The organism is Enterococcus sp. 12F9_DIV0723 (genome assembly GCF_002174375.1).
Taxonomy (GTDB): Bacteria; Bacillota; Bacilli; order Lactobacillales; family Enterococcaceae; genus Enterococcus_A; species Enterococcus_A gilvus.
The window spans coordinates 1,104,849-1,117,473 of sequence record NZ_NIBK01000001.1 but is presented as its reverse complement, the minus strand read 5'-3'; the positions used below and the strand labels follow the sequence as shown (position 1 = coordinate 1,117,473).

Here is a 12,625-nt window from a genome sequence, read left to right as displayed (position 1 = left end):
ATGAAAGAGCGAAATGTTAAAGATTTTACGTTGACTGCGATGTTTTTAGCCATCATGATCATTTTGGCGGTCACCCCACTTGGTTTTATCCCGATTGGTCCTATCAATGCGACTACGATGCATATTCCAGTGATCATCGCTTCGATCGTTTTGGGCCCGCGTATCGGTGCAGGACTCGGTGCCATATTCGGTGTAATCAGTTTGGCTCGAGCGACTGTCGTAATTACGCCGATGTCCTTTGTTTTCTCACCCTTTATCGCCAACCCTTTGACAAATCATGGTGATTGGCGTGCCGTCATCGTTGCGATCGTCCCTCGAATTTTGATTGGTGTTGTTCCTTACTTTGTTTATAAAGGACTGCACCGCTTATTGAAAGAAAAGGTCCGTCCAGTCAGCTTATTTATCGCCGGACTGGCTGGATCAATGACGAATACGATCTTAGTCATGAATTTGATCTTCTTTTTCTTTAAAGACAGCTACGCAGATGTGCTGCAAGTGACCGCCAATGCGGTTTACGGTGTGATCCTTGGTATCATTTTTGGCAGCGGCTTGGTTGAAGCTATCGTTGCTGGAGTTGCCACCATGGGCGTTTGTGCCGTCTTGCTACGCTTAATGAAGAAATAAAAAAATGCTTGAAAGAATCTCTCAATGAGTTCTTTCAAGCATTTTTTTATTTTGGCTCTTCCCCAAGAATCCGAACTTCCGTCTCTAATGTCACATCGAATTTTTCTTTGATCGTCTTTTGAATATGGGCGATCAATTCAATATAATCCGTTGCTGTAGCATTGTCGATATTGACGATGAAGCCAGCGTGCTTTTCAGAGATTTGCGCACCGCCCCAGATCAATCCCTGCAAACCAGCATCTTGGATCAGCTTTCCTGTAAAATGTCCCACCGGACGTTTAAAGACACTGCCGCATGAAGGGTATTCCAATGGCTGTTTCAGCTCACGCAATTCGGTTAATTCAGCCATTCGTTTTTCAATCTGTGTATGATCGCCAGGTGCCAATTTAAAATTGGCGCTTAGCACGATCGCGGGCTGCTCTTGGATCGCTGAATGCCGATAAGCAAAGTTCATTTGATCCTTGTACCACGTTTCAAAGGTTCCGTCCGCGAGTAAAACATCTACAGATTCAAAGACATCTTGCAATTGACCATCGTAGGCACCTGCATTCATGAAGACCGCTCCCCCGATGCTACCTGGGATACCGCAAGCAAATTCAAAACCTGTCAAGGAATGATCCAAAGCAACATAGGTCGTATCAATCAACTTGGCACCTGCTTGAGCAGTGATCGTGTCCTCTTCTACACGGATCGAGGTCATCTCTGTCAACATGATGACGACACCTCGAATCCCGCCGTCTTTGACGATCAGGTTGCTGGCATTGCCCAAGACGATCCAAGGAATGTCCTGTTCGCGGCAATAATCCACTAAAGATTTGACTTCTTCTTTGTCTTTCGGAAATGCTAGAGCGTCCACAGGTCCGCCAGTTCTTGTAAACGTATAATTCATTAAAGGTTCATCCAAAAGGATTTTCAAATTAGGTAGTGTGTTCGTTATGTCTATTGTTTTCACTTTGATAAGCCTTTCTCGTTCGATACGGGTAAATTTTTCAAACATCCTTGCTATTTTAGCACGCAAGAAAAAAACTTACCACCCCTTATAATTGATGGCGGATGTGTTGACGAAGCATTTGATCACACAGCTCATGACTCAATAAAATATTTTCTTGACGCAAATCAATCGTTTGTCCCTTCAAGCTGCCGATAAAGGCCTCGACTAATTGTTTAAACCCGCGTTTTTCCAATGTCGTTGTCCAGTCACCAAAACGTTGACTTTCTTCTGCTTGACCACGCTTGATCGTCAGCTCCGTCAATTGATCGAGGATCATTGTTTGTTCCGACGAACTAACGTGGTAGCGTTCCATTTTGCCGCCGCTCATCAAATCCATGGATAACAGACACTCTGTAGTTGCAGTGGACAGTTGCAGCTGTGCATAAGTCATCTGACCCTGTTCTTCCCGAATCTTCGAATGGACACTCATGATCTCATCATCCAGTAAATAAACCGCTGTATCCACCAAATGAATGAACAAATCATAAATTCCATATTGGGCATTCATGCCATGAGCAGGCTCATTCTTTTCTAGATGGATCACCCGTTTTTGCGGCAATAGCTTCAGTTGATCTACCATTGGCGCAAACCGACGATTGAATCCCACCATAAACAATAGCTGCTTCTCCTTGGCTAATTCCTGAAGCTGTTTCACTTCTTGCAGCTCTTCGCTGACTGGCTTGTCCATAAATACGGCAACCCCAGCTTCTAAACATTTTTTAGCGATTTCAAAATGCACCTTTGTTGCGACATGGATGAAACAAGCATCGATCGTTTTTCCTAGTAACTCATCAATTGTCGCTACTGTTTCAGTAAACCCATATTTCTCTGAAATGTTGCGGCGAACCCCTTCATTCCGTGTCGCAAAAATAAACTCCTTATCCTGACGTATTTTCGCATAGGTTGGCAAGTAGGCTTTTTGTGCGATCCCGCCGATCCCGATTACTCCGATTTTCATAGGTATTCCCTCTTTTCAATCTATTTTTTAAGCACAGCCAACTGACAAATACGCTCAACTGCTTTGCTTTCTTACTCTTTTTCGATACAATTAATTCGATGATCACTTTATAATGTATGGAGGAATGAACCGTGAAATTAATTTCTTGGAACGTCAATGGATTACGTGCCGTTATGAAAAAGAACTTTATGGACGTTTTTAATGAACTCGATGCCGATTTTTTCTGTCTGCAAGAAACCAAATTGCAGGAAGGTCAAATCGAGATGGACCTGCCAGGCTACTACGAATACTGGAACTATGCGGAAAAGAAAGGCTATTCCGGTACAGCAATCTTTACGAAGCATGAACCAATGACTGTGACTTATGGCCTCGGCATGGAAGAACACGATCAAGAAGGCCGATTAATTACCTTAGAATACCCTGAATACTATGTCGTTACTTGTTACACGCCCAATTCCCAAAATGAATTAAAGCGTCTAGACTACCGCATGACATGGGAAGAAGCCTTCCTGCAGTATCTAAACGGCTTAAAAGCGAAAAAACCGGTTATTTTCTGTGGCGATCTAAATGTGGCTCACGAAAACATCGATTTAAAAAATTGGAAAACCAATCAAAAAAATGCTGGTTTTACACCGCAAGAACGCGAAAAATTCAGTATCTTATTAGAGAATGGCTACATCGATACGTTCCGCTACTTCTACCCGGATCAAGAAGGCATTTATTCATGGTGGAGTTACCGCTTCAATGCCCGTAAAAACAATGCCGGATGGCGCATCGATTATTTTGTTGTCTCTGAGGACTTAAAAGACAAGCTGGAAGAGGCAAAAATTCATACCGAAATTTTCGGCAGCGATCATTGCCCGGTCGAACTCGATATTACTCTTTAAGAAAGAGTGAAAATTTGACCCCAAGACTTTCGCCGCTGAAAAAAATAGGTTAAAACAATGGCGAAGAGGTGAACCTGTTGAATTTTATCGCAATGGACTTTGAAACAGCCAATTACCAAACCCACAGCGCATGTTCCCTTGCGCTGGTAATGGTGAAAAACAGCCAGATTGTTGGCGAATATTATTCCTTGATCAAACCAGAGACTGAGTTTTACTGGAAGAATATCCAAATCCACGGTATCCATCCTGAAGATGTTGAAAATGCGCCGAAATTTCCTGAAGTATGGCAAGAGATCCAGCATTACTACAAGGAAAATCGCTTGATCGTCGCTCATAATGCTGGTTTTGATACGAAAGTTTTAGCTGGCTGTCTAGAATATTATCAGTTAGAGCAGCCGTCCTATCTTTCACTTTGCACCGTGCGATCCAGCCGCCGCTTATTTCCTGAAATGGCAAACCATCGATTGAACACGGTCTGCGAAGAACTGGACATCCCATTAGAACATCACCACGATGCCTTAGAGGATAGTCGTGCGTGTGCCAAAATCCTTCTTTATCAAGAAGATCACTTTGGCGTTGATCCTCTAAAAAAATTAGTCTTGCCGATGTAGTCGGTGATTCCGTTCGATAATTCCTTTAAAGCGAAGCACGCTGCTTCGCTTTTTTTTAATGAATCAATTTACTCATTAATAGAACCTCTAAAAATTCCCCTTGTGCATCCCGAGCGCCACGCGCCATCGTGGCTTCCGTTTCAAAACCAAACTTTTGATACAAATGGATCGCTCGTTCATTTCTTTTTTGAACGGTCAATTCCAATCGTCGAAGTGGCGAGGCATTCTCACTCCAATAAATGACTTCATCTAATAAAGCAGATCCAAGTCCAATTCCCCAGAACTCTTTCAAAACACTGATACCCATTTCTCCAATATGAGCGACTGTGTACTCTGGTCCTGCTTTGACCGATGCCATCCCAACAATTCGATCATCTGCAAGAGCTAATAAGAGGACGTTATTTTCACTCTCGTAAAGATTCGCCAATTGCAGCTCCAATAGCTCTTCATCTAAACCTAAACCAGCCTCATCCATGATCAAAAAATCGGTTTCCTTCGCGATTTGACGACTCACCTTTAATAAGTCCGCAGCATCCTCCGGAATCGCTTCTCTCAAAGTTATTTCGACTTCACTCATTTTGTTTCCCACGCTTTCAAAATGCGTTCTTTGAATCGCTCTGATCGCTCACCATTCGCCAGCAACTCGACCCTTCTCAGATTCTCATCTTGATCGTCCTTAGATAAGAGCAGCTCCAGATAATCTTCTGGCATATAATCGCCCAATTGCTGCCCCCATTCAATCACAGAAAGACCATCACCTTCAAAATAATCATCCAATCCTAAATCATCCGCACCTGACTCGATACGGTACACGTCCATATGATACAGCGGCAACCGTCCCTGTTGATACTCACGAATAATCGTATAGGTAGGACTTTTGATCATTTGGTCAATCCCTAACCCTAAAGCGATGCCTTTAGTCAGTGTTGTTTTTCCTGCACCAAGATCCCCAGTCAATACCAGATTATCGCTTCGATTCGCTACCACTCCAATGATTTTTCCTAATTTTTCTGTTGCTGTTGTATCTGCTAACGTTATCACGCCGATTCCCCTCTTTTCTACTACCAATTTAGTATAACGATTTCAGCTTTTGTAGAAAAGTAAAAGATTTCTAATTGCTCGTTCCAATATAAAAAAATCAAGATAGCTAATAGATCTACCTTGACTTTTTATTTATTTAATTGAATTCATTTGGCCTCTATACTTATAGCTCTCTTCCAAGCCTATAACATTCTTTTCTCAAGCAGTAAGTTCAAATTGTCTGTTCCTTTTTTTATCGTCCATCCTAATAACAATAGAATGGAGAGTGATAGGACCATAAGAACTATACCAAACACTTGTATCGTGTGATGAGCCGTTCCGAATAAAATAAGCGAGAAAGCGATAGAGGATAAGATCAACATATTTCGTGCCCAACGCTTCAAATTCTGAAGCATTCTCAGTTGAAATTCCATTTCTTTTTTATAGGCTGCTCTCGTTTCGTTAGCCATTCGTTCAAGCTCCTTACTTTATCCAACTTTCCTATAAACCATACATCTTAAATATTCTTGATTCCTTTTAATATTGCAGTCCTGGATTAAAGAAACCAATCAATACACCAGCAAAAGCAATAACTACCAGTAACAACATGACCTTTACCGGAGACATTCCTTTTTTAGCTAACAAGTACCAACAAAAGAAAACAAAAATAGCTGTTAGGAATCCTGGATAGACGCCATCTAATGTTTCCTGCAAATTAAGGAAAGGTTCCTTTGCCCCGTCTGCGGTCATTGTGAAAGCCGTTTTTATCGAGACCCAGCTTGCCGCAACGGCTCCTATCACGATTCCACCAATCAACGTGATAGATTCCCTGATCGCATCTCCCTTTGTCCCTACTAGGAAGTCAACCGCTTTCCCACCAAGATCGTACCCTTTAAAATAGATAAATCTCATTCCAAAATAAGCAAATAGATTCCAAGCAATAATATAGAAGATCGCTCCTAGTGGGGAACCGCCATTCGACATTCCTAACGCAATACCAAGTAAGATTGGAATGACCGTACCAACAACAAGAGAATCTCCAATCCCAGCAATCGGCCCCATTAGACCAGCACGTAAACCATTGATGGCTTCATCATCGACATCCTCCGCTCCGGATGCTCGCGCTTCCTCTAAGCCGGCAGTAATTCCGACGACGACTGCTCCTAATTGAGGCTCCGTATTGAAAAAGGCCGTGTACGTCTTGATTGCCTTTAACTGATCTTCCTTTTTTTCATACAATTCTTCAACGATTGGCAACATCGAACACAAGTACCCGAATGTCTGCATATGCTCTTGAGAGAAGCAGGTCAAATTTCCGTAATACCATTTATGAAAGGACTTAGACAACGTCTTTTTTGAAATCTTTTTCTCCATGTTAAATATCCTCCTCATCATCATCGAATGGAGCACCCGCAGCGGTTGCTTTTTCCAATTTTATTGATCTGATCCGATAATTGATTAATGCAAACATTCCAGCAATCACTGTCGCAGATACTAAGTTGATGCCTAACGATGCTGCTAATGTGAAACCGAAGAAAAATGGAATGAAATCCGTAGCTTTCGTAACGATTTGTTTCAATAGAATAGCGATCCCAACTGCTGGCAATAATGCGCCCACTGTAAACAAGGTTTTCATTGCTAGACCATCCATTGGCAGATAATCCTTAATCAGATCTACCATTGGGGCACCCATCTTACACATCACTAATGTAGGTAGAAACGAACAAATGATATGGGATATCCAGGGCAGGCCATAATTGACCAGATTCAACTTGTTGAGTTCTCCCTTTTCGACGGCTTTCCATCCGATATGTTGCCAAGCCAAATTGATGGTAGCTGTTCCGTAAAACAGTACGGTTCCTAATGTACCGACCATTGTTCCAAATGACGTTGCTAATGCTGCTCCGTCTGGACTTGCCGCATCAATTCCATAACTCTTCAATGCCAGCATTGCCAATGGAATACCAATATAACTAACTGCGCGAACATCCGCTGACACCGTTCCGCCGGGTGTTACTAAGGCAATATATACTAATTGCATGGCGGCACCGACTAAAATACCTGTCTTCAAATCTCCTAAAATAATTCCACAAACCAATCCCCCGATTAATGGGCGACCTAGCGTATAATTTCCAATTGAAGTCCCACCTAGTCCAGGCATACTTGATAGACAAGCAAAAATCCCTAAAACTGCCGCTTGAAGCCAATTGATTGCCATAATTTATTGCTCCCTTCTGTTTTTAATAGCCAAATTTCCCTTTAAACTTGCTCCATGGACCGATCGATACATCTGGAAGCAAAGAAAACTCAATCTCATACCCCGCCTGACTCAGTTTTTCAAAAGCATCGGCTTCTTCTTGAGTAACACTTTGATTGTTTCCAAGTTTTACAGCGCCTTCTCGATCATTGCAAGGGCCAACAATGATCTTTCTGATCCCCGGATCAAACCCGTCTTCTACTAAAAGCTTGTACATATCATTCGGATTTTTAGTAATTAAGAAATACCGTGAATCACTGTCTAAGACCTTTTGTGATTTTCTAACAAATTCTTCCATACTCCAGACAAACGTTTTTTTCTCACTAGCGGCTTTATACGCGGCTTTTAATACGTCACTGGAAGCAGCCTTGTCGTTCACAGCTACCAACCCGTCACAAGGGTATTCCTTTGCCCAACGTGTCGTCGTCTGACCATGAATGATCCGATCATCAATCCTTACAAATGAAACTGTCATAATATAAATACTCCTCCCTAAATATCTTCGTCTTCATTATTTTTGACTAAACGAAATTCCTTAAGCGCCTCTCTTGCTTCCTTAGTTACCTGCACTACTAACTCTTCCTTCGATAAAGAATCTTTCATTAATGCAACTGTTACAGCCAACGGTAGATTCATCCCACCCATCACGACCATCGTTTCTGTGAATCCTTTCTCCATCAAAATGCTTGTTGCAGTGGTCAAAGGCGATCCGCCAATAAGATCTCCCAGGACGACCAATTCACTCCCAACGGGAATATCTTTTATTAACATTGAAAAATCGTTGGCAAAACCATCTATGGATTGGTTTTCCTTTAATCCACAAGCAAGTAATTCCTTTTTCGGTCCAACTAGCATCTGCAATGCATCTGCTAGTCCCTTGGCAAACATTCCGTGGGAAACCAATAGCATGTATTTCATTTACACTCCTCCTTGTCTTTACACTTGTAGCTTAACAAGAATTCTTAGCTATTCCATCTGCCGTCTGTCACATCTTTTTTATGAATTTTCAACAAAATGATTATGACAGATGTCATTTTGATCTAGCATAATGTAAACAAAAAAACATGACCTTGATAACAGGTCATGTTTGGATGCGATCGTTTATTCTTTTAAATATTGATTAACTTCCCTTTGGAGTGTTAATAGTGAGACGTCCATATCTTCATTTGATTCAATAAGCTGTTGCAAGCTGGTATCGATGATTTTCAAGGTGGACTGATATTTTTTAAATTGACTATGATTGACCGTATCTTCCATCACTTCATTTAAAAGATGCAAGTCTACCATACTGTCTTTTGTATCTTCATTTATGAGTGAGATCGTCTGATCTGATCTAGTGACTTTTTTTAGTGGAGAAAGTCCTTGCGAGTACTCAATCAAGCTCTGCTGTACCTGCTGATCGTAACATAATGTTTTCAAGAATTCCCAAGTAATTTGAGTATGTTTTGTGTTCGCTGACATTCCCATTAATAGTGTAGAAGTTTGACTATTGCCTTCCTTACCATTAAGAGTTGGCATCTTTACGCAATCCCATTCGAAATTCGAGTACTTCTTCACTCTCCAAGGATAAGGTTTATACGTTCGGTACTGGGAAAGGGGCATTGGAGAAAAAGCAATCCTTCCCTTATCAAAATCATCTGCACTCACTGGGTAGCCTCGATTAAGTTTCTGAAGTCGTCTTACGAAATTAATCGATTCTTTGAATGAATCCTGGCTAAGATAGCTCGTATCCCCTTCCTCATCAAATATTTGGCTGCCATGAGCAAAAACGGAATCTAACCAATTGTAATCATAGTATCCATATTGATCAATCAGCCCGTCCCTGTCACTGTCTTTCGTCACTTCTTTTGATATCTTATAAAAGTCTTGTAATGTCCAATCATTATTAGGGATTGGAATCCCTTCTTTTTCTAATAGTGTTTTATTTACGAACATCAATGTCGGGTTACTCTCGTATGGCAGTGCATATTGATTTTTTTGGTAAACACCAGATTGCATTGCGCTTTTATAATAGTCCTCTTTGTTGAAATTCTGATCTTTTTCCATTAAAGAATCTAAGTCCTTCATAGCACCCAAAGAACTAAGCGTATTAAAATCCTCACTAGGGACTAAAAAAATGTCAGGTTCTTTACCTGTGACTATTTTTTCAGATAACCAAAGGGAATAGTCCTCTTTTTGAACTCCGCTATCATACACTATCGTGACATTTGGATGTTTCTTTTTAAAGCGAGCGATGGCATCGTCAATCACTTTATAGCTATTGCCGTTGGGAACATCCCAGTTGCTTCCTGCGAAGGTACCTAATGTGATCGTGACAGGCCTGCGATAATACGTCACGCCCAAAATGAGTACAACAAGAAAAAATAGCCCTGTTATCGCCCCCGCAATCTTTTTATTCATTGTTAAACCCCTTTGCCGTCTGCCCCGATTGAACTGCCCAAATTGCTAATTGTGTCCGATCCCTTAAATTGAGCTTTGTAAGGATAGAACTTAAATAATTACGAACTGTTCCTTCAGAAAGAAACAATTTTTCAGCGATTTCTCTGTTTGACAACCCATACCCAACTTGCTGCAGTACCCGCCATTCTGGATTACTGATGGTCTCAGTATCTTTCTTATCAACTTTGATGGTGTAATTATTCTGATTCATCTTTGAGAAGGTACTAAATACTTTCATCGCAATATCCGGATTGATCATTGCGCCGCCTTGATTGACGGTAACAATGGCGTGGTAAAGTTCATCCATACCTACTCCTTTGAGCAGATACCCGCTCGCTCCGTATCTCAATGCACTAAAGACAAAATCATCATCATCAAAAGTCGTCAGAATAATGATTTTAGTTCCAGGGTATGTTTCTTTGACTGCTTTAGTACAAAGGACACCATCCATATTTGGCATACGAATATCCATTAAAATAATATCCACGGCTTGCCTTTTTAAAAATTTCAATACCTCTACCCCATCAGCTGCAACACCTGCCACAGATAAATCATCGTGACTTGTTAAGACGACCTTCAATGATTCGCGAATCAATTCTTGATCGTCGGCTATAAGAACGCTAATCATACTGTTCTCCTTTCTGAATCGGTATTTTCGCTACTGTATGGAATCCATCTGTGCCGTCAAAACGAACGTCCCCGTTGATAACAGAAAGCCGCTCGACCATTTGCTTTAATCCAAAACCATGATGAATTTCCAAAGCCCCGACACCATTGTCGTGGATATCCAAGTAAACCCAGTCTTTTTCTTGATAGAAACGAATCTTCAAACTTGTCGCACCGCCGTGACGCATGGAATTGGTCATGCTTTCTTGAATCACACGAAACAATACGTCTTCCTTTATCGATTCAAAATCAATATTATGCAGTTGATAATCCAATTCCACCTCTAAATGAGAGACGCTCGTAAACTCAGAAATCAGCTTCAACAGAGCGCCCTTAAACCCTTGCTCTTCAAGTGCTCCTGGGCGAAGCTTATTCAAAGAATCTCTTACTTCGCCGATTCCTTGACGTATTACTTTTGCTACGACCTTCAATTGTTTTTTTGTTTCAGGTGCATCGATATCTATCATGACGATACAGGCATCTACCCCTGCAGCTATCCCTGTAAGTGCATGACCGAGGGTATCATGAATCTCTCTAGCTAGTCGTTTTCGTTCGTTTCTTTCTCCCATTTTTTCAATGGCTACCGAATAATTTTTTAATTCACGGTTTACTTGATGGATCATATCGAGTTCCTTAGCGATTTTTTCATTTTCTTCAAGTTGATGCGTAATGTACATAATAATAAAGCCAATAAAAATAAGGATATTCAGTGTGACCAATACGTTTCGTATCGCAAATAAGAGACTCCGAGTATTCATATCATATATTTCAAAAAATGCTTGCGGATTGTTCATGGGCAATACTGCTGAGGCTACTTCATAACTAGATACTAAATATAATATAATCAGTGCAACCAATATCCAGCGAGAAGAAGAATCTTTCCAATGATAAATGCTGTCACAAAAAACTAAGAGTACAATTCCGTTGTATCCCATATTAAATAGATACATCAATCCAAAACAAATCGTCAGCTGTACGACCGTGAATAAGACATTTAACACCTTATGATTGCGTGCAATGATTGTTCGATAATACATTAAAAAAATCAATACTATAAATAATAAAATCGACGCGAAATACACTACCTCTGGGTTCAAAGGAACATGATTGACCCGATCCAAAAACTCACGCGCGATTCGATGATCGACAACATATTTAGTTCCTATCAAGTAGACGGTTCCAAAAAAAATCACAATAATAAAATTTAATGCTGTCATAGTGTTTTTGATCGTCGTCAATGAAATATCGTACTTTCTCTTCATCACTGCCACCCTGTTTCATCGTAGGCCTCAACATTTCTTGACGTTATCAGTTTTACTTTAACCACGACTTCTTCTTTTCCATTTCCTTTAAGCAATTGATACATCTCATTCGCAGCAATTCTTCCCATCGAGATCGGTGATTGAGCGACTGTCCCGATCACATTTGAACTACTCATGATTAATGATTTAAGTTCGGGGGTACCGTCTACTCCATATACCTTTACATCGGATTTATCTACCTCTTCCAATGCGGCGATGGCTCCCAAAGCACTCGGATCATTTAATGCCATGACAACGTCAACATCAGGTGTTTCCTCAAGCATTTTTTCCATTAACGGCATTGCTTTTTCTAATTGTCCTTGGCATTCTCCCTGATTGACGACTTGATAGTCATCATGCCCCTTGATCGTTGCCAAAAACCCGTCAATGCGATCTTTTGCTGATTTAGTTGCTGTGTGCTTTAGTAAAATAATCTTGGTCCGGTCAAAACGATCCATCATATCTTTAGCACACTGAACTCCTGCGTCATAATTATCGGATACAACGGTAACATCCACGAGTTCAGAATTTTCAACAGGTGCATCTACCGCAATAAGAGGAATACCTGCTTTTTCTGCCTTTTCTAACGCAGGTTTAATGGCTCCAGAATCGATCGGATTAATAAAAATCCCGTCTACTTTCTTATCAATAAAATATTGAATCTGTTCATTTTGCTTTTCGATGTCTAAAGCAGGGTCCAGTGTAATCAAGGCATCTCCATTGTTCTCTATCACTTTCCATAGTTCGTTATTTATTACTTCATAAAAAGGGTTATTCATTGTCATAAAAGAAACACCAAATACACGGTTTTGTCTACTCGGATTTTTATATCCTATCGAATATATTCCGAAGATTACCATAAGCATCAAAA

General features: G+C 40.8%; 16 protein-coding genes. 3 read left to right on the top strand and 13 right to left on the bottom strand.

The genetic code is table 11. The features are described from left to right. Window positions 1-624 (top strand): ECF transporter S component, encoded by a 624-nt coding sequence (locus A5868_RS05420; RefSeq protein ID WP_086305693.1) that lies wholly within the window; start codon window positions 1-3, stop codon window positions 622-624. A 46-nt stretch (window positions 625-670) separates the two neighbouring features. On the opposite strand, the gene murB is transcribed toward A5868_RS05420, so the two are convergent. Further along, complete coding sequence (gene murB / locus A5868_RS05415) at window positions 671-1,576, bottom strand: UDP-N-acetylmuramate dehydrogenase (protein WP_086305773.1); 906 nt, start codon at window positions 1,574-1,576, stop codon at window positions 671-673. An 85-nt stretch (window positions 1,577-1,661) separates the two neighbouring features. Next, window positions 1,662-2,573, bottom strand: a complete 912-nt coding sequence (locus A5868_RS05410) for a Gfo/Idh/MocA family protein (RefSeq protein ID WP_086305692.1) — start codon at window positions 2,571-2,573, stop codon at window positions 1,662-1,664. A 131-nt stretch (window positions 2,574-2,704) separates the two neighbouring features. Between A5868_RS05410 and A5868_RS05405 the strand changes: the two genes are divergently transcribed. Next, the gene (locus A5868_RS05405) at window positions 2,705-3,460 is read left to right on the top strand and encodes an exodeoxyribonuclease III (RefSeq protein ID WP_010781298.1); all 756 of its coding nucleotides are present in this window, start codon (window positions 2,705-2,707) and stop codon (window positions 3,458-3,460) included. Window positions 3,461-3,537: 77 nt separating this feature from the next. Then, complete coding sequence (locus A5868_RS05400; RefSeq protein WP_086305691.1) at window positions 3,538-4,071, top strand: 3'-5' exonuclease; 534 nt, start codon at window positions 3,538-3,540, stop codon at window positions 4,069-4,071. A gap of 55 nt (window positions 4,072-4,126) precedes the next feature. On the opposite strand, the gene A5868_RS05395 is transcribed toward A5868_RS05400, so the two are convergent. The 11 genes from A5868_RS05395 to A5868_RS05345 all read right to left on the bottom strand — a co-directional run bounded on the left by A5868_RS05395 (window position 4,127) and on the right by A5868_RS05345 (window position 12,614). After that, window positions 4,127-4,648, bottom strand: a complete 522-nt coding sequence (locus tag A5868_RS05395; protein WP_010781300.1) for a GNAT family N-acetyltransferase — start codon at window positions 4,646-4,648, stop codon at window positions 4,127-4,129. Further along, window positions 4,645-5,112, bottom strand: coding sequence for a tRNA (adenosine(37)-N6)-threonylcarbamoyltransferase complex ATPase subunit type 1 TsaE (gene tsaE / locus A5868_RS05390; RefSeq protein WP_086305690.1), 468 nt, complete (start codon window positions 5,110-5,112; stop codon window positions 4,645-4,647). The genes A5868_RS05395 and tsaE overlap by 4 nt, the downstream gene beginning before the upstream one ends. 182 nt (window positions 5,113-5,294) lie before the next feature. Beyond that, a complete protein-coding gene (locus tag A5868_RS05385; protein ID WP_086305689.1) occupies window positions 5,295-5,561 on the bottom strand; it encodes a hypothetical protein in 267 nt (88 codons plus the stop codon). Window positions 5,562-5,628: 67 nt separating this feature from the next. Further along, window positions 5,629-6,486 (bottom strand): PTS system mannose/fructose/sorbose family transporter subunit IID, encoded by an 858-nt coding sequence (locus A5868_RS05380; RefSeq protein WP_217808918.1) that lies wholly within the window; start codon window positions 6,484-6,486, stop codon window positions 5,629-5,631. Next, entirely contained in the window at window positions 6,467-7,309 is an 843-nt protein-coding gene (locus tag A5868_RS05375; RefSeq protein WP_086305687.1) for a PTS mannose/fructose/sorbose/N-acetylgalactosamine transporter subunit IIC, read from the bottom strand. Before A5868_RS05375 ends, A5868_RS05380 begins: the two co-directional genes overlap by 20 nt. A gap of 22 nt (window positions 7,310-7,331) precedes the next feature. Then, window positions 7,332-7,823, bottom strand: coding sequence for a PTS system mannose/fructose/N-acetylgalactosamine-transporter subunit IIB (locus A5868_RS05370; protein WP_086305686.1), 492 nt, complete (start codon window positions 7,821-7,823; stop codon window positions 7,332-7,334). 17 nt (window positions 7,824-7,840) lie between these two features. Continuing rightward, entirely contained in the window at window positions 7,841-8,266 is a 426-nt protein-coding gene (locus tag A5868_RS05365; RefSeq protein ID WP_086305685.1) for a PTS sugar transporter subunit IIA, read from the bottom strand. Window positions 8,267-8,449: 183 nt separating this feature from the next. Further along, window positions 8,450-9,748 carry an ABC transporter substrate-binding protein gene (locus tag A5868_RS05360; RefSeq protein ID WP_086305684.1) on the bottom strand — a complete coding sequence of 433 codons (1,299 nt, stop codon included), beginning with the start codon at window positions 9,746-9,748 and terminating at the stop codon, window positions 8,450-8,452. Further along, window positions 9,741-10,415 carry a response regulator transcription factor gene (locus A5868_RS05355; protein WP_086305683.1) on the bottom strand — a complete coding sequence of 225 codons (675 nt, stop codon included), beginning with the start codon at window positions 10,413-10,415 and terminating at the stop codon, window positions 9,741-9,743. The genes A5868_RS05360 and A5868_RS05355 overlap by 8 nt, the downstream gene beginning before the upstream one ends. Then, on the bottom strand, window positions 10,408-11,715 hold the full coding sequence (locus tag A5868_RS05350) for a sensor histidine kinase (RefSeq protein WP_086305682.1): 1,308 nt from the start codon (window positions 11,713-11,715) through the stop codon (window positions 10,408-10,410). The genes A5868_RS05355 and A5868_RS05350 overlap by 8 nt, the downstream gene beginning before the upstream one ends. Beyond that, entirely contained in the window at window positions 11,715-12,614 is a 900-nt protein-coding gene (locus A5868_RS05345) for a sugar ABC transporter substrate-binding protein (RefSeq protein ID WP_254908377.1), read from the bottom strand. The genes A5868_RS05350 and A5868_RS05345 overlap by 1 nt, the downstream gene beginning before the upstream one ends. Window positions 12,615-12,625 lie beyond the last annotated feature (11 nt).

Excerpts from the sequence above, each read along its gene's own strand:
- A5868_RS05410 (WP_086305692.1), bottom strand. The coding sequence starts at position 2,573 with ATGAAAATCGGAGTAATCGGGATCGGCGGGATCGCACAAAAAGCCTAC.
- A5868_RS05370 (WP_086305686.1), bottom strand. The coding sequence starts at position 7,823 with ATGACAGTTTCATTTGTAAGGATTGATGATCGGATCATTCATGGTCAG.
- A5868_RS05350 (WP_086305682.1), bottom strand. The coding sequence starts at position 11,715 with ATGAAGAGAAAGTACGATATTTCATTGACGACGATCAAAAACACTATG.
- A5868_RS05345 (WP_254908377.1), bottom strand. The coding sequence starts at position 12,614 with ATGGTAATCTTCGGAATATATTCGATAGGATATAAAAATCCGAGTAGA.
- A5868_RS05395 (WP_010781300.1), bottom strand. The coding sequence starts at position 4,648 with ATGAGTGAAGTCGAAATAACTTTGAGAGAAGCGATTCCGGAGGATGCT.
- A5868_RS05420 (WP_086305693.1), top strand. The coding sequence starts at position 1 with ATGAAAGAGCGAAATGTTAAAGATTTTACGTTGACTGCGATGTTTTTA.
- A5868_RS05385 (WP_086305689.1), bottom strand. The coding sequence starts at position 5,561 with ATGGCTAACGAAACGAGAGCAGCCTATAAAAAAGAAATGGAATTTCAA.
- A5868_RS05380 (WP_217808918.1), bottom strand. The coding sequence starts at position 6,486 with ATGATGAGGAGGATATTTAACATGGAGAAAAAGATTTCAAAAAAGACG.
- A5868_RS05355 (WP_086305683.1), bottom strand. The coding sequence starts at position 10,415 with ATGATTAGCGTTCTTATAGCCGACGATCAAGAATTGATTCGCGAATCA.
- A5868_RS05375 (WP_086305687.1), bottom strand. The coding sequence starts at position 7,309 with ATGGCAATCAATTGGCTTCAAGCGGCAGTTTTAGGGATTTTTGCTTGT.
- A5868_RS05360 (WP_086305684.1), bottom strand. The coding sequence starts at position 9,748 with ATGAATAAAAAGATTGCGGGGGCGATAACAGGGCTATTTTTTCTTGTT.
- A5868_RS05365 (WP_086305685.1), bottom strand. The coding sequence starts at position 8,266 with ATGAAATACATGCTATTGGTTTCCCACGGAATGTTTGCCAAGGGACTA.